This window comes from Nicoletella semolina, assembly GCF_004345745.1.
GTDB classification, from domain to species: Bacteria; Pseudomonadota; Gammaproteobacteria; order Enterobacterales; family Pasteurellaceae; genus Nicoletella; species Nicoletella semolina.
In genome coordinates this window covers 23,959-43,273 of sequence record NZ_SLXJ01000005.1, presented here as the reverse complement: position 1 = coordinate 43,273, position 19,315 = coordinate 23,959, and the positions used below count along the sequence as shown (strand labels likewise).

Below are 19,315 nucleotides of genomic sequence, written 5' to 3'. Positions count from 1 at the left end.
TATCCTATTCTCTTATTTCTTTTCTACATTGAGCAATGTACTAGGCTCCGTCCCTGTAATTAATCTCAATACCATCATACTCCTTGCTATGAATTCACGTAATCTCACTTGGTAATGTTTTTCTGGATATGTAGCCACAAAACAGATAGCGTCAATGTCGTGAAATTTTGCAATAAGCAACGCTCTCTCACAGTGAAAACGCTGAGAAATAATGGTAAATGGAGGAAGATTAAACACTTTATCTGCTCGCATAATGGAATCTAAAGTACTATATCCTGCATAATCTTTTAAGATAAATTTTTCAGGAACGCCTTTTGCACGTAAATCTCGACCCATTACTCTAGGCTCATTATAATAAGCTGTCTTATTATCGCCACTCATTAGAAAATAATCTGCTTTACTGTGAGTAAAAACTAACTGTGCCGCATTAAGACGATATTTATAATATAAATTCATTGATCCTGAAGGGTAATATTTAGCAGTACCTAAGACTATCACATATTGACGTTTAGGAAGCGTGTTGATGTCAGTGTAAACCTTATCTCTAACCAAATAGCTTGTTCCAAGATCAATAACACACATACAGCCAAACAAACCTATGAGGAAAAGTACACTATATTTTAGGCTTTTTTTCAAAATTTTTTTGGCAGCTTGGTATTTCATTGTTTAGCTTGCTTTGTTTCTGAATGTGTAATGTAAAGTATTGCGGCAATAATAATGGCTGCACCTAACCATAATTTACCTGGTGGAACCCAATTAAATACCAGCCAACCTGCTAACACATTTAATGGTAATTTAATAAAATCAAACGGTTGAATATAAGATGCATCTGCATAGCTATACGCTTTTGCGACTGCCAATTGAGCTAACGCAGTAAAAAATCCCAACAAAATTAAAAAGCCTACATCACTAAAAGAAGGCAAGCTAAACCCTTGAGGACTTAAATTAGTTAAAGCAATCAATAAATTGAAGGGAGTAATCAGAATAAACAAGTAAGCGACCATTGTCGTCGGTGAATCCTCGCTTGATAACTTTTTAACCATTAACGAATAGCACGCCCAAAAAAATGCAGCCGCCACAGGTAATAACACAATCCAGTCAAAGTTTTCAGACCACGGCTCTAAAATAATCATCGCTCCCACAAAACCTAAACCTGTTGCAAGCCAGCGAGTTATATCAACTTTTTCCTTCAATAATAAACCTGATCCGAGTGTTACAAACAATGGCGAAGTCATTAATAGTGCAATCCCTTGCCAAATTGGAATTGGGTGTGCCAGTGCAACCGTCCAACATTGAATACCAATAGCAGACAAGAAAACACGAAAACAATGCCACCCCAAATGCTTGGTTTTCAGTGATTGGAAAAATCCCATTGTCCCCATACTTGGCATCAAGAAAATAAACGCAAATAAATATTGCATTAACGCAACAACTCCAGCATCAATAGGGGATACAGAGGTCAGTTTAGGGATTAAGGTATTAATGCAGGCAAATAAAATACCTGCAATGACGATAGCAATCGCCCCTTTAATAGGCTGATGAGATTGCATAGGTAATCCTTCTAAATGAGTAAAGCAATAGGATAAAAGGTGCTAGAATAACGAAGTGAATGAAAATTGCAAGCTTAAAAAAGGCTGCATTTAGCCATTTAAAAATCTAGACGTTTAGACGGCTAAAACTTCTTGACAAATTCGCTTGCTCTGCTAATTTACGCTGCAATTTTATAATCAAATATCCTTCCCACACCGTGTAAAAGCGGTGATATTAGGGCAAATTTTTGCAAAGTTGAGGTAAGAATGGCACAGCAAATTCGGCTTTTTGAACAACAACCACTTGAACTGTTATTCGGTGGTTCATTATCCGCTATTGATGTTGCCTATCAAACTTATGGTAAATTGAACCAAAATAGAAGTAATGCAATTCTACTCTGCCATGCCTTAACGGGCGATGCTGAACCTTATTTTGCCAATTCAGCAAACAAAGGTTGGTGGCAAGATTTTATTGGTAGTGGATTGGCATTTGACACAGACAAATATTTTCTCATCTGCTCAAATGTGCTCGGTGGGTGTAAAGGGACAACAGGTCCAATGTCAATCAATCCTCACACTAACAAACCTTATGGCAGCGAATTTCCAATTATCAGTATACAAGATATTGTTCAGGTTCAAAAAGCCTTAATTGCTCAGCTTGGTATCCCAAAATTGCACGCTGTGGTTGGTGGGTCTTTTGGTGGAATGCAGGCAACTCAATGGGCAATTAGCTACCCTGATTTCGTTGATAATATCATCAATCTTTGTTCCTCATTAACACTTAGTGCTGAAGTTATTGGATTCAATCACATTATGCGACAAGCGATTATAAATGATCCGCATTTTAATAATGGCAATTATTATGACAGCACACCACCAAACAAAGGGCTAACAATTGCCAGAATGCTCGGTATGCTCACCTATCGCACAGATCTACAGCTTGCAAAAGCCTTTGGGCGGGAAACTAAGCAGCAGGGCGATATTTGGGGTGATCTATTTCAGGTGGAATCTTACTTAAGCTATCAAGGTAAAAAATTTCTAGACCGCTTTGATGCTAATAGCTACCTACGTTTACTCAGGGCTATGGATTTGTATGATCCTGCTCTCGGCTATGTGAACGAACAGGAAGCACTAAAACGCATTAAAGCTCGCTATACATTGGTTGGTGTTACCAGTGATCAACTATTCAAGCAAATTGATGTCCATAAAACAAAACAGAAATTAGAAAATGCAGGTGTATCCGTGAACTTTTATGAATTTCATTCTGATTTTGGACACGACGCTTTTTTAGTAGATTATGCATTTTTTGAGGAAATGATTAGAAAAGGACTAAAGGAAAAATAGTCAAAAATTCCCTTCCACAGCCCCCCATAAGCAGAAAGGACAAAAGAAAGCAAAGGAGGAAATGGCTATAAATGTTAAGATACAAAAAATAAATTAAGGGGCTGTATTAGATTAGCAAGTATGCTAGTCTATGAAAATGAAGATAACTCATTGTAAATTAAAGAAATCTATACAGAAAAAGCTCCTTGAATTTTTTGTGTTAGAAGTAACGGCTCGTTCTGCAGCTGATATTTTGGGGATAAACCCTAATTCCAATGCATTATTTTACCGAAAACTTCGTGAAGTCATTACTTACCATTTAGCTCTTGAAGCTGATGAAGTATTTGATGGTCAAATTGAGCTTGATGAAAGTTATTTTGGTGGTCATCGCAAAGGAAAGCGAGGACGAGGAGCTGCAGGAAAAGTGGCGGTTTTTGGTTTGTTAAAGCGGCAAGGAAAGGTGTTTACTGTTGTAGTGGAAAACACTAAAACAGAGACGTTAATGCCTGTTATTACAAGGAAAATTAAGCTTGACAGCTGGGTTTACACGGATACTTATCGGAGTTATGACGCACTTGATGTGAGCCAATTTCATCACGAAAGAATCAATCATTCCGAACTGTTTGCAGTGAAACAAAATCATATCAATGGGATTGAAAATTTTTGGAGTCAGGCTAAGCGAATACTTCGAAAATATAATGGAATCGACCGAAAAAATTTCCCTTTATTCTTGAAGGAATGTGAATTTCGGTTTAACTTTGGGACGCCAAAAGAACAGCTTAAAACGTTGAGAAAATGGTGTGAAATTTAGGGCTGATCTAATACAGCCCCTAAATTAAAACAAATTGCAAAAAATAATAATATACTGACCGCTTACTTTTACCTTTGTAGGTTATCTTGACGACTTATTTTTAACTTAATTGCTAATCGCTAAGCACTTTTTAAACGATTTGGTAAAATCCGCTGGAAAAGCTCTCTGCTTTTTAATGGTGCAGAACCTAAATAGGGTTTTAATGCAATGCGAATAAAACGCTTTGCTGCTTGTTGTGTTTCTTTTTCTGAAAAATCTAAACGTGAAAAAGCCAATAAATCTTTTCCCAAGAAACTATGATTATTTTGCATAAGCGAGGCAACAAATCCCTCATTCTCATAAAACTGATAACGCATTTGGGGATCAACAACCTCACCTGTCGCTGCACAATGTGCAAAATTAATCGCATAACCGAGTGCTTGCAATGTTCGAAATTCAAACGTTCTAAGTATTGGCTCAAGCTCTGATGGATTGGCAGCAAGATGCGTAACGCAATCCAAATAATATCCAAATAATTCAGGGTAAGCCGTATGATTTTCCAATACTCTCGACAGTATTTCATTCACATAAAAACCACTATAAAGTGCCGTAGTGCTCATTGGTAATGTCAGTGAAACATCTTCAGCTCGAGTCAGTGTTTTTAATTCTCCTTTACCAGCCCAACGTAGCAATAAAGGCGTAAAGGGCTGTAACACTGCTTTTAAAGGCGAATGTGGACGACGAGCCCCTTTTGCCAGCAAGGTAATACGCCCATTTTTTTCAGTAAAAAATTCAACCAGCAAGCTACTTTCGCTATAATTTCGACGATGCAAAACAAATCCACGTTGTAGTGGTTCGCTGTACTGTTTCATTTTTACCTCAAAAACGTCATTGATTTTGATCCAAAATAATGCGATTTATTCGTCAATGTAACCTAAACTTCTTAATGCTCGTTCATCATCAGCCCAGCCAGCTTTTACTTTCACCCATAATTCTAGATGTACTTTGTTATCAAATAAGCGTTCCATATCCGCTCTGGCTTCTGTCCCAATAACTTTAATTTTTTGTCCCTTGTTGCCAATGACCATTTTTTTCTGCCCATCTCGCTCAACCAAAATCAAACCATTAATTTCATAGGTACCACGCTCATTTAATTTAAATTGCTCAATTTCTACCGTAACAGAATAAGGCAATTCTTCACCCATAAACCGCATTAGTTTTTCACGAATAATTTCTGATGCCATAAAACGCTGAGAACGATCTGTTACATAATCTTCAGGATAATGATGTTTGCCTTCTTTAAGCGATTTTCTGACCAACGTTTCTAAAATAGCAACATTTTGCCCACGCTGTGCGGAAATGGGTATGATGTCGTTAAAAGGAAATTTCTCGTTTAAAAATGTAATATGAGGCAATAATTCTTCTTTTTCTTTAATGTTATCGACTTTATTGATTGCTAACACAACAGGGGCTTTCGAGGCTCGCAATTTATTTAGTACCATTTCATCATCATCAGTCCACTTCGTTCCTTCAACCACAAAAATAACCATATCTACATCAGCAATTGCACTACTGGCAGCACGGTTCATCAAACGATTAATTGCTCGTTTTTCTTCAATATGAAGCCCAGGGGTATCCACATAGATCTCCTGATATACGCCCTCGGTCTTAATCCCTAAAATGCGGTGGCGTGTAGTTTGTGCTTTACGGGACGTAATCGAAATTTTCTGCCCTAAAATTTTATTAAGTAATGTAGATTTGCCCACATTCGGTCTGCCAACAATTGCAATAAAGCCGCAATAGGTGAATTGCGATGAGGACGCACTTGTTTGTATTGTCATTTTTTTCTCTTTATAAGTAACAAATAAATCAATGGGACGCAATCACGTCCCCTACTTTCATATTAAACATTTTAATCTTTTAATGCTAATTTTTGGATAATTTGTCCTGCAGCATTCTGTTCAGCTTTACGACGACTGGTACCAACACCAATCACAACGTCCTCAAACTTTTCAATTTTACAGCGTACTTTAAACATCTGATTATGAGCTTCGCCTTTAATATCGATCACTTCATATTCTGGCAAAGCTAATTTACGAGCCTGTAAATATTCCTGTAAACGGGTTTTTGGATCTTTTTGAGCTTCACTTGGATTGGTTTCATTCAACAAATTTTTATACCAACAAGATACGCAACTGATTGCTTTATCTATACCACTATCTAAATATACCGCTGCAATAATTGCCTCAACACAGTCTGCCAATATAGATTCCCTGCGAAACCCGCCACTTTTTAGCTCCCCAGCACCTAGTTTTAAATAGTCCCCAAGTTCAAACTCACGAGCGACAAGTGCTAAGGTTTTCTCTCTCACCAAAGTTGCACGCATACGACTTAGCTCGCCTTCATTTGCCTTAGGAAATTTATCATATAATGACTTGCCTATTGCAAAATTAAGAATTGAATCCCCTAAAAACTCTAAACGTTCATTATTTCTCGCTGCGGCACTTCGATGAGTTAAGGCTTGCTCAAGATAATCTCTATTGGCAAATTGATAACCCAGTTTTTTTTCTAATCGTTCTAATTGCATCACTTCCTGTAAACCTACGACGCTAACCTTGCTAACTTTAGCAACTTTCTCATCAAATTTATTACAATTCTAAAATGGGATACTCATCGTATCCCAATACTCGCAATAAAATAAAAATACGTTATTTATTATCGAATTTCAGTAAACATTCGCTCAAACCGTAAGCCTTTCGGAAATTCATTTGGCTCTTTATCTAGGCTTAACCAAACCAAACTTGCTTTCCCAACCATATTTTTTTCAGGCACAAATCCCCAAAAACGGCTATCTTCACTATTATCACGATTATCCCCCATCATAAAATAATGCCCATCTGGTACAAGCCACTCTCCAACTGGTAATCCTTCTTGCTTAAATAAATAAGGTTCATAATTAAATGGCTGAGGGTGATTTAAAATTTGGTGGGTTACATCGCCAATCTCCTTACGTTCAAGTTGCATTTCACCACGATAAAAGAAATTCGGATTCGGTGTATTGCCTTCATATTGGAATACCGCCTCTTTTCCTGTATCGCCGTGAATGACGGTTAATTGTTGATTATGAATATCAAATTTCACACGATCCCCACCAACACCAACAACTCGTTTAATATAATCAAGATGTGGTTGGGGTGGAGCTTTAAATACCGCCACATCACCACGCTGAGGCTTGCCTGTCTCAATTAACGTATTTTGGAAAATAGGGTCTTTAATACCATAACTAAACTTATTAACCGCTAAAAAATCGCCAACACGCAAAGTCGGCTCCATCGAACCACTTGGAATTTGAAATGGTTCAAATATAAATGAGCGAAATAAAGTAACAAAAAAGAGTACACCAAAAAGCGAAGCTAAAAAATCACCTATCACAGAGCGAGGTCGAATAACCGCTTTTTCTTTGGCACTTAACACTTTACCTAAACGCTGTTCTTCTCGCACAATTGCCGCTTGGCGACGAGGTTCATTAAATTTATAAAACAACCAAAAGCCACCACAAATCACGACTAATGCCACTAATATGATTGAAATCGCATTGGGTAGCTGCATACTATCCAACCATTTCCAAATGCCATACAACGCTCCAATAAACAGAATAGGCAGAATATTCGCCATTTTTTCCCCTTAATATTGATAATGAAAATTCACAAAATAGTACTGTTCAGTAAATAAATCAATTAATGAACAGCACACAAACGGTCAATTTGACTAGTTTTTTTGCAAAATGTTCGATAAACATTAGATTTTTTCTAACCTTATCCCTTAATCTTTTCCAACGTGTAAAATCGCTAAAAACGCCTCTTGCGGAACATCTACATTCCCCAACTGCTTCATACGCTTTTTACCTTCTTTTTGCTTTTGGAGAAGTTTTTTCTTACGGCTTACATCGCCTCCATAACATTTCGCCAACACGTTCTTACGCAATTGTTTAACCGTTGAACGAGCAATAATATGATTACCAATCGCCGCCTGAATTGCGATGTCAAATTGCTGACGAGGAATTAATTCTTTCATTTTTTCCACTAACTCACGCCCACGATATGGTGCATTCGCACGATGAACAATTAACGCCAATGCATCAACTCGCTCACCATTAATCATAATATCAACTCGCACCATATCCGCAGATTGGAAACGTTTAAAACCATAATCTAAAGAGGCATAGCCCCGTGAAGTTGATTTTAGGCGATCGAAGAAATCCAACACCACTTCGCCCATCGGAATTTCATAGGTTAATGCCACTTGATTGCCGTGATAAACCATATTCGTCTGCACACCTCGTTTCTCCACGCAAAGAGTAATAACGTTCCCCAAATACTCCTGTGGCACGAGCATATTACATTCTGAAATCGGTTCACGAATATCTGCAATGTTGCTAATAGGCGGCAATTTTGATGGGCTATCAATATGAATCACTTCGCCATTAGTCATCTCAACTTCATAAACCACCGTTGGTGCAGTCGTAATCAAATCAAGATCATATTCACGCTCTAATCGCTCCTGAATAATCTCCATATGCAGCAACCCTAAGAAACCACAACGGAAACCAAAACCAAGAGCCGTAGAATTTTCAGGTTCATAGAAAAGGGAAGCATCATTCAGGCTTAATTTGCCTAACGCATCACGAAATGCCTCATAATCATCTGAACTAATTGGGAAAAGTCCAGCATAAACCTGCGGCTTAACTTTCTTAAACCCAGGCAGCACTTCCGTTGCACTATTGTGATGATGGGTTAGCGTATCGCCGACTGGTGCCCCTAAAATATCTTTAATCGCACACACCACCCAACCGACTTCACCACAATTTAATTCTGTCGTATCCACCTGTTTCGGCGTAAAAATACCCAATCTATCCACATTATAAGATTGCCCTGTAGACATCACCTTAATCTTATCACCTTTTTTCAGCGTGCCATTTTTCACTCTCACAAGAGACACTACGCCTAGATAATTATCAAACCAAGAATCAATGATTAACGCTTGCAACGGTGCAGCAGGATCGCCTTCTGGTGCAGGAATGGATTTCACAATTTCCTCAAGCACCAAATCAACCCCTAGCCCTGTTTTTGCAGAACAGCGAACAGCCTCCATCGCCTCAATGCCGACAATATCTTCAATTTCTTCCGCCACACGTTCAGGCTCTGCAGCTGGCAAATCAATTTTATTAAGGATAGGCACAACTTCTAAATTCATCTCAATTGCAGTGTAGCAATTTGCTAAAGTCTGTGCTTCAACTCCCTGACCTGCATCAACCACCAATAACGCTCCCTCACACGCCGCCAAAGATCGAGAAACCTCATAAGAAAAATCAACGTGCCCAGGAGTATCAATAAAATTAAGCTGATACGTTTCACCATCTTGTGCTTTATAATGAAGCGTTACGCTTTGAGCTTTAATCGTGATACCACGCTCACGTTCAAGATCCATTGAATCTAATACTTGTGCTTCCATTTCACGATCAGACAAGCCTCCACATATTTGGATTAGGCGGTCAGAAAGCGTCGATTTACCGTGATCGATATGAGCAATAATAGAAAAGTTACGAATATTCTGCATTTTCATACGGGCAAAAACTGTCCTGTAAAATAAAGAAAAAATTAATCTGTCAATTCTACTTGAATTCCACCCATTTGGAAAGAAAGCAAAAAATCAGCGACCAGTTTTGTCAAAATTTTTGCAAGGATATCGCCCATAATCCATTCTTAATCATCAAAGGCCAGTAAATTAGAAATAACTTTTAAAAACGGTCTTATTACAAATTTGCATTTTTTAATATAGCCTAGAATTTTGGCTATAATCTTCGCTTGTTTTTAATGGAGTTCATATGCCAGTCGAAAGATAAGCCCTGCTCTTAAAGGGATTGAAACAGTTTAAAACGGACACACGCAGTGTGTCCCTACTGGCTTGATATTAATTGAATGCGATTGAGAGGGACGCCAAGCGTGGTGTCCGTATTGAAATCAGCGTGATATACCCACAATCACATTATTTAAAACTTGCGTGATAGTGTCGCTTAGCTAGTCAAAATGATCAGCAAGCAAAAATTGCAGTACCGCATCTATCCTCAAATGCGGTATTGGTTGCTCGAAATCAATACGCTTTGGCTCAAATTGGTCAAATTCGAAGCGGTTGTGTTGCCAAAAATGAGCGTCAGGTAGACGACTTGGAACGCTCCCAGGGTAAAGCGTTACGCTTTTTTTATCCGATGAACGAATTCCTCGAATCGCTTTAAAACTTTGTCCATCTTGATTGGCGATAACAGGATCAGTTGCTCTTACTGAGGCAATCGCTTGGTAGGCGGTTTCAATACCATTGAACGCATTATGTCGTCCACCTTCTTGAACCAACTGACGCATCAGGCTTTCTAAATTCGGTAATTGATCGCTAGTGATATGATCTGCCTTAGTTGCGACAAATAATAATTTATCGATATTTGCTGAAAATAATCGGCTAAATAAAGAACGGTTCCCATAATGAAAATGGCTAAATAATTGCTGGAGGGCGATTTTCATTTCGATAAATGCTTGTTGGCTATGATTTAACGGCGTAAGGCAGTCAGCGAGAATGACTTGGCGATCAAATTGTGAAAAATAGTCTTGATAAAAAGGTTTGACAATTTTTTGTTGGTAGTGACGATAACGTTTTTCAAGTGTATGAAAAACACTCTCTTTGGGACTATTTTCAAGATGTTCCCAATCATCATCAGTCAAATTCAACAACGGAAAAAATTGATATACAGGTGCCCCTCGCTCCGTATACGGTAAAATAAAACGTGCAGGTTGAATATATTGCATTCCTGCTGCTTTACATTCAAAGAGATAAGCGGTGTATTCTTCGCTTAATTTTGCAAGCTGATTCTCATCGGCTTTGGCACTTAAATCCAATGCTTTAACCTGCTTTAGCCAATTTTCTGCTAAATTTGCTCGCAATCCTTGATGAATCCCCTGCTGTGCCTGCGACCATTCTTGGAAAGATTGGTTCATCATTGGCAAATCTAATAACCATTCCCCTGGGTAGTCAAAAATATCAAGATAGAGTATGGCTGTCTGTTTTAAATGTCGCAATAGGCTATCTCGGCGTCGATAACGAATGGCTAAACGTATTTCGCTAATGCCTGTTGTCGAAGGTGGCCAATAGGGAGGTTGAGCTTCAAAACTTTGTCTATTCTTGTCATACTCAAACCGAGGCACTGCGAGGTTATGCTGCTCAACTCGTTCCACTGAGATAATTTGCCCATTACGAGCTGGTGAAAAAAGGCTTAGGTGGCGATTATTTTGCTGGTTAATATAGAGTAGTTGATCGACAATACTCGTGATAAAGGCGGTTTTCCCACTACGACTTAAACCTGTTACCGCAAGGCGTAGATGATTATCCAAACCACGCTGCACCAAATGATGTAGTTTATCTTGAAGCTGTTGCAACATTACACTGTATTCCGCTAAAAATTTGCGTAAAATATAACAGAATATCTGGCTAAAACCTAGTAAGGAATAAAAATGGAAAATGAAATTGAATTAAAAATAATGTTATTTCCTGAACATATTTCAATATTTTTAGATTGGATTCATTCGTTCGATTTTCTAGAGAAAGAAACAAAACCATTAAAAAATACCTATTATGATTCAGCAGAACGCTTTTTTGCTGCTCATAAAATGGGATTACGGGTTCGCTCTTTTTATATTATGAATGAAAATAAGTACGAACTAACCTTAAAAACGGAAGGCGATATTATTGGTGGCTTACATATTCGTCCTGAATACAATGTAGAATTAACCTCTAAACACCCTGATTTAAAAAAACTCGTTAAAACATATTCTTTTCCGAATACCCCTACGTTTAATCATATTATTCACCTACAAAATAAGTTACAACCTGTCTTTACAACAGACTTTACTCGACAAAGTTGGCTAATTGCTTTTCAAGATTCCAACATTGAGATTGCACTTGATCAAGGAAAGGTTACAAGCAGTGAAAATCAAGAAGAAATCTGCGAAATCGAATTTGAATTAAAATCAGGCGATGTGCAAGATCTAATTGATTTATTATCGAAAATGCCAGTTAGGCAAGGAATGTGGTTTAGTAGCTTAAGTAAAGCGAAAAGAGGTTATTTATTAATGGATAGCCAAGCGATTGCAGAAAATATTGAGAAACTCACCGCTCGTGCTGATAATTCGACTTCATTATCTATATTAGAAATATACCAGTTAAGTCAAAACATTGCCGATATGCTAAGAATGGTTAAATATAATGATCATTTAGCCCAAATGTTCTTTAAACTTAATCCTTCTTTGAAATTCACTCCTCAAGCGTTGTTTCATTATTTATTCAGCGAAGAGTATTTTCTAAAGAATATTCATTTTATCAAACAGCAACTCCATTAATCCGCAAAGTTATAAATCCATTCTGCTTTACTTTTATTATCTTACTTCCTCTTTTTACAGAGGAAGTTCTTTTATAAAATAACAACGAAAGGAAATTAAATCTAAAAATAACCTATTTTGTTACTTCAAAATATTGTGTTGGAAAAATAATATCATTAACTTGAATATCAACACTATATTTACCTAAAGGATCATTTTTATCAAATGTCCAACATCGCTCTATAAACTTACCCTGTTGACTCGGTAATTTTGATGTCACAGTATGTGTTTTTCCATCTTCTGATGTACTTACTTGTTGAATCGTATCTATAAATTTTGCTTTTTTCGGCGAATAAAATACTTCTATAACTGTATTTGATACATCAAATGGCATATCAAATGCAGCCCAACACAATTTATGCTCCTTATTGCTGACTGAGAATTGATTACTTTCTAGCAGTCTCGATCCTTTTTCTTTCACCTCAAATACGCCAAAACGTAATTTTGGAGGAATATTTTCTTGAGGTCTCTCTATTGATGACACTGCCATTACATTCGCTGAAATCAGTGCAAATAAACTGATTGTAAACTTTTTCATTACATTTCTCCTTTAGCATTATTTAAAATAATAGCGGAATATTGCTCACGCAATTGTTTAGCAACTATCGCAATCGCCTCACCACTACTCGTTCCTTGCAGCATTAACTGCTGAATACGTTCTACAGCTTGCTGTTGCTGCTCGTGAGTTAAATTTAATAAAGCGTTGTCCATTATACCTACCCATCAATAGTGAATCTACAAAATATTTTCTTTTTCAAAAAGGTGGGGGAAATACCAGTTAAATTGTTGAAAGAGTGATTGCCATTGCTGATCAAGCGGTGCATTTATCTCTATTTTCTGCAATGTTTTAGGGTGTGTAAAATACAAGCTCTGGGCGTGCAAAAAAAGCCTATCACATTGTGTATGAAGACTCAAAGCACGATTTTGGTGTAAGTCTCCGTAGTTGGTATCGCCCATAATTGGGTGATGTAGATGTTTTAAATGGCGGCGTAATTGATGCTTTCTGCCTGTTTGCGGAAACAGTTGTAACAAGCTGTAGCGTGCTGTGTTAAATTTTCCTGCAGGATAAGGCATCTCTACCTGTGCTACGCCCTTATAATCTGTAATAGCCTCCTGTGCAGCTTTCGGTGCGGAAAATTTATCCGCAATTTTATCTAACTTCACCTTCAAGGGGTAATCAATTCGCCCGTCACCACTCAAATAACCTCTCACCACGGCTAAATAAACTTTGCGTATTTGATGTAATGCAAACTGCTCACTCATTATTCTCGCCATATCGCTATTTAAGGCAAACAACAATACACCCGATGTAGGGCGATCAAGGCGATGAATGGGGAAAACGTGTTGTCCAATTTGATCTCGCAACGTCTGCATTGCAAATACGGTTTCATTTTTATCTAACCAACTACGATGTACAAGCATTCCTGCTGGTTTATTCATCGCAATCAGTTCATCATCACGATAAAGCACATCTAAGACTAAACTCATTTTACAAATAACCGCTCAATATTTTTCATTGCTTCTAAAATTGCATTTTGGGAGGGCGTGTTTTTTAGTGCTTCTTCTAAATAGGGGCTGATACTTAAACTGCTTGGTAGCTTGCCTTTCGCATCAAGTAATGCCAAAAAACGAGGAATAAAAATCCACTGTAGCCATTGTGTTGCAGACAACGTATCAATACAAAAAGGCTGTGTGCTTGCCATTGCTTGTGCCGAAGGAGGAACTTGCTCCCAGTGATGATGTAGGCGAAGTACAATTTGTAGATCATTTAATCTATGGCGTAATTGTACTTCTACTATTTCCGTATTTGAGATTCTCATTTGCTATCCTTAAAAAAATCAGGCACTATTTTAGCTGATTTTTACAATGATGCGATGAGAAAAGGAAATTAAGGGAAATTTATGCAAACGCAACCGACTAGCCTGCAAAAACCAACAATCCTGCAAAAAATTGTTCAAGATAAAGCCGAATGGGTTAAAAAACAGCAACAGATACAACCGCTCTCCACTTTCCAAGCTCAAATTCAACCGAGTGATAGAGATTTTTATGCTGCTTTTGCCACACATTCGATGACCAATCATCCTGCTTATATTTTAGAATGTAAAAAAGCCTCGCCATCAAAAGGACTAATTCGTGCAGATTTTGATCTTAATTGTATTGCACAAGTCTATAGAAACTACGCTACTGCGATTTCTGTATTGACTGATGAGCAGTATTTTCAAGGCGATTTTCGCTATATTGCCCAAGTTCGCAATCAAGTGCCACAACCAATTTTGTGCAAAGATTTTATGATTTCCCCTTATCAGGTTTATCTTGCTCGTTATTACCACGCTGATGCCATTTTATTGATGCTGTCAGTTGTTGATGATAAAACCTATCTTGAATTAAGTACGTTGGCTCATTCTCTTGGAATGGGAGTGCTGACTGAAACCAGTAACGAACAAGAATTTGAACGAGCAATTGCCTTGGGAGCAAAAATTATCGGCGTGAATAATCGTAATCTGCACGATCTCTCCATTGATATGAATCGTATCGTGCATTTAGCACAAAAATATCAGCACAAGCTCTCCGATGATGTGCGGTTAATTAGCGAATCAGGAATTTATACGCACCAACAAATAAAAAATATTTCGCCTTTTGCTCACGGCTTTCTAATCGGAAGCAGTTTAATGGGCAGTGCGGATCTGAATAATGCCGTGCGTAGCGTTATTTTTGGCGAAAATAAAGTCTGTGGTTTAACTCGAAAAGAAGATATTGAGGCAGCCTATCGCTGTGGTGCATTATACGGCGGACTAATTTTTGCCGAACACTCCCCTAGGGCATTATCACTTAGACAAGCACAAGAACTTGTTGTACAAGCACCGCTACGTTTTGTTGGCGTTTTTCAAGATCAAGCGGTTGATTTTGTCGAAAAAATTGCACGCCAATTGGATTTATTCGCTGTGCAACTCCACGGTAACGAAGATGACGATTACCTTGCCAAATTACGCAATCAATTACCCCCTCATATACAAATTTGGCGAGCGATTTCATTTACTCAAGAAAAACCCATTATTGAAGATAGCACCGTCATTGACCGCTATGTATTTGACAGCAAAACCCAAACCCAGCAAGGGGGAACAGGAAAAACCTTTGACTGGTCATTAATTCCCCAAGAGCTGAAACAAAAAGCCTTACTGGCTGGCGGAATTAATGCTGAAAACATAGAACAAGCGTTAGCTCAACAGTGTTTAGGTGTTGATTTAAATTCAGGTGTCGAATCTGCAAAAGGCATTAAAGACCACGCAAAACTTGCCACTATTTTCAATCAAATACACGTTTTCAACTAAATACATTTTGCAAAAATTTGAGCCTCACTCACCGCTTGTAAATGACTTTTATTTCATTTCCTTCTTCTTTTGCAAAAGAGAAGGAAGTGAATTTGACCTGTTATGCTTTTTTCGCATAAAAAATTCAATTTACTCAATTGACATAGCAATCTAGACGTCTAGAATATCCCACTTGTTTTATCTCAAATTAATTATGGATAATCACTTATGATTCAGCTGAAACAGATCAGCAAGCAATTTGATGTAAAAGGGCAGAAAATTACAGCCCTTGATAACGTTAATCTTCAGGTTCCTAAAGGGACAATTTTCGGTGTCATTGGTGCTTCTGGAGCAGGAAAAAGCACGCTGATTCGCTGTGTAAACCTGTTAGAACGTCCAACCATAGGACAAATAATCGTTGCGGGTCAAGATCTCACTGCCTTATCAGAAAGCCAGCTTATTTTAGCCCGTCGCCAAATTGCGATGATCTTTCAGCATTTTAATTTACTTTCCTCTCGTACCGTGTTTGGCAATGTCGCTTTGCCACTTGAACTCAGCCACACGCCAAAAGAAAAAATTGAGAAGAAAGTTAATGAATTGCTGGCATTAGTAGGGCTTGCCGATAAACGTGATGTCTATCCAAGCAATTTATCTGGTGGGCAAAAACAGCGTGTTGCTATTGCAAGAGCCTTAGCAAACGATCCGCAAGTGCTGTTATGCGATGAAGCAACCAGTGCATTAGATCCAGCTACCACCCAATCCATTCTGCAATTGCTGAAAGAAATCAACGCTCGCCTAGGGCTGACTATTTTGTTGATTACTCACGAAATGGACGTTGTGAAACGAATCTGCGATCGTGTTGCAGTGATTGATAAAGGTAAATTGATTGAATCAGGCTCGGTTAGCGAAATCTTCTCAAATCCTAAAACAGAGCTGGCACAGCGTTTTATTCAATCTACATTTCACGTTGAATTGCCTGCACAATACACTAAGCAGCTGGCACAAATTCCGACAGCTAATAACAAGCCAATCATTAAATTTGAATTCACAGGACATTCTGTTGATGCCCCTCTATTGTCTTATGCTTCCAAAAAATTCAGCATTGATTTCAGTATCTTAATGTCTCAAATTGATTATGCAGGTGGCGTAAAATTCGGCTTTGTCATTGCAGAAGTTACAGGGCATCAAGATGCGATTGCTGAGGCGAAATTCTATTTAATGGATAATAATGTAAAAGTTGAGGTGCTTGGTTATGTGGAATGATTTTCTTAATGAACTTACCCCTAAAATGTGGGAACTTGTTGCTCAATCGACTGTTGAAACACTTTATATGGGATTTGTCGCCACTGCCCTTGCGGTGCTTATTGGGCTACCGATTGGCTTTGTTGCATTCCTAACAGGTAAGGGCGAGATCTTAGAGCATAAAGGGTTACATCAGATACTGGATATTATTATTAATATTGGACGGTCTGTACCTTTTATTATCTTACTTGTTGTGTTATTGCCTTTTACACGTCTTCTAGTCGGCACTACACTCGGAACAACGGCTGCTATCGTTCCTCTATCTGTTTCTGCTATTCCATTTTTTGCTCGTTTAACCTCAAATGCACTGTTGGAAATTCCAAGTGGTTTAACCGAAGCAGCAAAATCTATGGGGGCAACCAACTGGCAGGTCGTTACAAAATTTTACTTGCCTGAATCGCTCTCCATTTTGATTAATGGGATTACGCTAACACTTGTCGCATTAATTGGTTACTCTGCTATGGCTGGTGCGGTTGGCGGTGGTGGCTTAGGCAACCTAGCGATCAGCTATGGCGAACACAGAAATATGATCTATGTAAAATGGATTGCCACCATTATCATCGTTGCCATTGTGATGATCAGTCAGAAAATCGGCGATCGGTTGGCACAAAAATTTGATCATCGTTAATTCTCGCTGTCATTTCAGCTTTATTCATTTACTACTTCGGAGATTTTATTATGAATTTCAAAAAAATACTTGCAACTGTGTTAATTTCTACTTTGGCTCTTACCGCCTGTAAAGAAGACAAAAAAACAGAGGTTTCTACAACGACTTCAACGGCACAAAAAATTAAAGTGGGCGTAATGTCAGGTCCAGAACATACTGTGGCTGAACGTGCCGCTCAAGTTGCAAAAGACAAATACAACTTAGATGTGGAATTCGTCTTGTTTAATGATTATGCATTACCGAATACCGCTGTCAGCAAAGGCGATCTTGACATTAATGCAATGCAACACAAACCTTACCTAGATAAGGATAGCCAATCTAAAGGCTTAGATAATTTAGTGGTTGTTGGTAATACTTTTGTTTACCCATTGGCAGGCTATTCTAAAAAAATTAAAAATGTCTCTGAATTGCAAGATGGTGCCGTGATTGCTGTACCAAACGACCCTTCAAATCTTGCTCGTGCGTTAATTTTATTGGAAAAACAAGGTTTAATAAAACTGCAAGATAATACCAATTTATTTTCAACCTCTTTAGACATTATTGAAAATCCAAAAAATATCAAAATCCAAGAGGTAGACACCTCTGTGGCGGCTAAGGCACTTGATGATGTTGATCTAGCGGTCGTAAACAACACTTATGCAGGTCAGGTTGGTTTAAATACTACAGAACACGGCGTATTTGTTGAGTCGAAAGATTCTCCGTATGTAAACTTAATTGTTGCTCGCCAAGATAATAAAGATTCAGCGGCAGTACAAAATTTTGTGAAAGCCTACCAAACCGAAGAAGTATTTCAAGAAGCACAAAAACACTTTAAAGATGGCGTGGTAAAAGGTTGGTAACCCATTACTAGCGGTAGCTTTTTCTAGATTTTTTGCAATATTATTAATTATCTGAACGATTGAAGGCAGGGGGCTTCCTCCTGCCCTTAATCAACTGAATAAATTTGAAGGATCGTTTGGCTAACTCATCTATTTAACCTAATCTATCTTATTCCATAAGGATTACTATGAACTTAAAAAAATTACTCATCTTTGCCTTTGTTTCCGCTATTGCTCTTACTGGTTGTAAAGAAGAAAAAACAGCTTTAATAACAGATGTTAAACCACTGAAAATCGGTGTGATGACAGGACCTGAAGCCCAAATGACGGAAGTGGCTGTAAAGATTGCAAAAGAAAAATATGGCTTAGAGGTAGAATTAGTGCAGTTCACAGAATACACCCAACCTAATGCAGCCTTACACAGTGGTGATTTAGATGCAAATGCTTTCCAAACCGTGCCTTATTTAGAACAAGAGAGTAAAGATCGTGGCTATAAAATGGCCATTATTGGTAATACTTTTATTTGGCCCATTGCAGGCTACTCTAAAAAGATTAAATCCATTGATGAATTACCCCATAATGCCGTTATTTCTATTCCGAACAACCCAAGTAATACAGCTCGAGCATTGCTTTTACTTCAAGCTCACGGCTTAATTAAATTAAGTGATCCGAATAATTTATTTGCTACTGAAAATGATATTATTGAAAATCCTAAAAATATTAAGATCACGCAAATTGATACCTCACTTTTAACACGTTCTTTAGATGATGTCGATCTTTCCATTATTAATAATACTTACGCTGGTCAAGCAGGATTAAGCCCAGACCAAGACGGCATTATTGTCGAATCGAAAGATTCACCCTATGTTAATTTAGTCGTTAGCCGTGAAGATAATAAAAATGATGAGCGTCTACAAACCTTCTTAAAATCCTTCCAAACAGAAGAGGTTTACCAAGAAGCGGTGAGATTATTCAATGGTGGTGTGGTGAAAGGCTGGTAATCTTATAAAAAAGATCAATCGCTATTTTTAATCACTTATTATATTTATATCCATAACAAGCGGTCAGATTGAATGAAATAATTGCAAAATCTGACTT

General features: G+C 37.9%; 20 protein-coding genes. 8 read left to right on the top strand and 12 right to left on the bottom strand.

All coding sequences use genetic code 11. The features are described 5' to 3' along the window. Positions 1–12: 12 nt before the first annotated feature. Both EV693_RS04395 and EV693_RS04390 read right to left on the bottom strand, forming a co-directional pair. A complete protein-coding gene (locus EV693_RS04395; protein WP_132501173.1) occupies positions 13–663 on the bottom strand; it encodes a SanA/YdcF family protein in 651 nt (216 codons plus the stop codon). Further along, a complete protein-coding gene (locus EV693_RS04390) occupies positions 660–1,550 on the bottom strand; it encodes a DMT family transporter (protein WP_132501172.1) in 891 nt (296 codons plus the stop codon). The genes EV693_RS04395 and EV693_RS04390 overlap by 4 nt, the downstream gene beginning before the upstream one ends. A gap of 246 nt (positions 1,551–1,796) precedes the next feature. Here EV693_RS04390 and metX point away from each other — a divergent pair, with 246 nt between their 5' ends. Both metX and EV693_RS04380 read left to right on the top strand, forming a co-directional pair. Then, positions 1,797–2,873, top strand: a complete 1,077-nt coding sequence (gene metX, locus EV693_RS04385; protein WP_132501171.1) for a homoserine O-acetyltransferase MetX — start codon at positions 1,797–1,799, stop codon at positions 2,871–2,873. 136 nt (positions 2,874–3,009) lie between these two features. After that, on the top strand, positions 3,010–3,663 hold the full coding sequence (locus EV693_RS04380) for an IS1595 family transposase (RefSeq protein WP_132501246.1): 654 nt from the start codon (positions 3,010–3,012) through the stop codon (positions 3,661–3,663). A 119-nt stretch (positions 3,664–3,782) separates the two neighbouring features. Here the strand turns inward: EV693_RS04380 and recO are convergent, their stop codons facing one another. From recO to EV693_RS04350, 6 genes are all read right to left on the bottom strand, one after another. Continuing rightward, positions 3,783–4,514: a DNA repair protein RecO gene (gene recO / locus EV693_RS04375; protein WP_132501170.1), complete on the bottom strand. Its 732-nt coding sequence runs from the start codon at positions 4,512–4,514 to the stop codon at positions 3,783–3,785. Between the two features lie 45 nt (positions 4,515–4,559). Further along, positions 4,560–5,483: a GTPase Era gene (gene era / locus EV693_RS04370; RefSeq protein WP_132501169.1), complete on the bottom strand. Its 924-nt coding sequence runs from the start codon at positions 5,481–5,483 to the stop codon at positions 4,560–4,562. Between the two features lie 71 nt (positions 5,484–5,554). Then, positions 5,555–6,229: a ribonuclease III gene (rnc, locus tag EV693_RS04365; RefSeq protein ID WP_132501168.1), complete on the bottom strand. Its 675-nt coding sequence runs from the start codon at positions 6,227–6,229 to the stop codon at positions 5,555–5,557. Positions 6,230–6,357: 128 nt separating this feature from the next. After that, positions 6,358–7,317: a signal peptidase I gene (lepB, locus tag EV693_RS04360; RefSeq protein ID WP_132501167.1), complete on the bottom strand. Its 960-nt coding sequence runs from the start codon at positions 7,315–7,317 to the stop codon at positions 6,358–6,360. A gap of 147 nt (positions 7,318–7,464) precedes the next feature. Beyond that, the gene (gene lepA / locus EV693_RS04355) at positions 7,465–9,258 is read right to left on the bottom strand and encodes a translation elongation factor 4 (protein ID WP_132501245.1); all 1,794 of its coding nucleotides are present in this window, start codon (positions 9,256–9,258) and stop codon (positions 7,465–7,467) included. A gap of 461 nt (positions 9,259–9,719) precedes the next feature. Next, positions 9,720–11,126, bottom strand: a complete 1,407-nt coding sequence (locus EV693_RS04350; protein ID WP_132501166.1) for a YcjX family GTP-binding protein — start codon at positions 11,124–11,126, stop codon at positions 9,720–9,722. A gap of 72 nt (positions 11,127–11,198) precedes the next feature. On the opposite strand from EV693_RS04350, the gene EV693_RS04345 reads away from it, so the two are divergent. After that, on the top strand, positions 11,199–12,083 hold the full coding sequence (locus tag EV693_RS04345; RefSeq protein WP_132501165.1) for a CYTH domain-containing protein: 885 nt from the start codon (positions 11,199–11,201) through the stop codon (positions 12,081–12,083). A gap of 112 nt (positions 12,084–12,195) precedes the next feature. Here the strand turns inward: EV693_RS04345 and EV693_RS04340 are convergent, their stop codons facing one another. Genes EV693_RS04340 through EV693_RS04325 form a run of 4 tightly spaced genes read right to left on the bottom strand, consistent with a single transcriptional unit; the run spans position 12,196 to position 13,942 of the window. Continuing rightward, a complete protein-coding gene (locus EV693_RS04340) occupies positions 12,196–12,660 on the bottom strand; it encodes a hypothetical protein (protein ID WP_132501164.1) in 465 nt (154 codons plus the stop codon). Continuing rightward, positions 12,660–12,836, bottom strand: a complete 177-nt coding sequence (locus tag EV693_RS04335; protein ID WP_132501163.1) for a YoaH family protein — start codon at positions 12,834–12,836, stop codon at positions 12,660–12,662. Before EV693_RS04335 ends, EV693_RS04340 begins: the two co-directional genes overlap by 1 nt. A 21-nt stretch (positions 12,837–12,857) precedes the next feature. Then, positions 12,858–13,610: a tRNA pseudouridine(65) synthase TruC gene (gene truC, locus EV693_RS04330; RefSeq protein WP_132501162.1), complete on the bottom strand. Its 753-nt coding sequence runs from the start codon at positions 13,608–13,610 to the stop codon at positions 12,858–12,860. Further along, positions 13,607–13,942, bottom strand: a complete 336-nt coding sequence (locus EV693_RS04325; RefSeq protein WP_132501161.1) for a YqcC family protein — start codon at positions 13,940–13,942, stop codon at positions 13,607–13,609. Before EV693_RS04325 ends, truC begins: the two co-directional genes overlap by 4 nt. A gap of 81 nt (positions 13,943–14,023) precedes the next feature. On the opposite strand from EV693_RS04325, the gene trpCF reads away from it, so the two are divergent. From trpCF to EV693_RS04300, 5 genes are all read left to right on the top strand, one after another. Next, the gene (gene trpCF / locus EV693_RS04320) at positions 14,024–15,451 is read left to right on the top strand and encodes a bifunctional indole-3-glycerol-phosphate synthase TrpC/phosphoribosylanthranilate isomerase TrpF (protein ID WP_132501160.1); all 1,428 of its coding nucleotides are present in this window, start codon (positions 14,024–14,026) and stop codon (positions 15,449–15,451) included. Positions 15,452–15,658: 207 nt separating this feature from the next. Continuing rightward, positions 15,659–16,693 carry a methionine ABC transporter ATP-binding protein MetN gene (gene metN / locus EV693_RS04315; protein ID WP_132501159.1) on the top strand — a complete coding sequence of 345 codons (1,035 nt, stop codon included), beginning with the start codon at positions 15,659–15,661 and terminating at the stop codon, positions 16,691–16,693. Further along, positions 16,683–17,360, top strand: a complete 678-nt coding sequence (locus EV693_RS04310) for a methionine ABC transporter permease (RefSeq protein ID WP_132501158.1) — start codon at positions 16,683–16,685, stop codon at positions 17,358–17,360. The genes metN and EV693_RS04310 overlap by 11 nt, the downstream gene beginning before the upstream one ends. 50 nt (positions 17,361–17,410) lie before the next feature. Then, a complete protein-coding gene (locus EV693_RS04305; protein WP_132501157.1) occupies positions 17,411–18,238 on the top strand; it encodes a MetQ/NlpA family lipoprotein in 828 nt (275 codons plus the stop codon). Positions 18,239–18,405: 167 nt separating this feature from the next. Further along, the gene (locus tag EV693_RS04300; RefSeq protein WP_132501156.1) at positions 18,406–19,218 is read left to right on the top strand and encodes a MetQ/NlpA family lipoprotein; all 813 of its coding nucleotides are present in this window, start codon (positions 18,406–18,408) and stop codon (positions 19,216–19,218) included. Positions 19,219–19,315 lie beyond the last annotated feature (97 nt).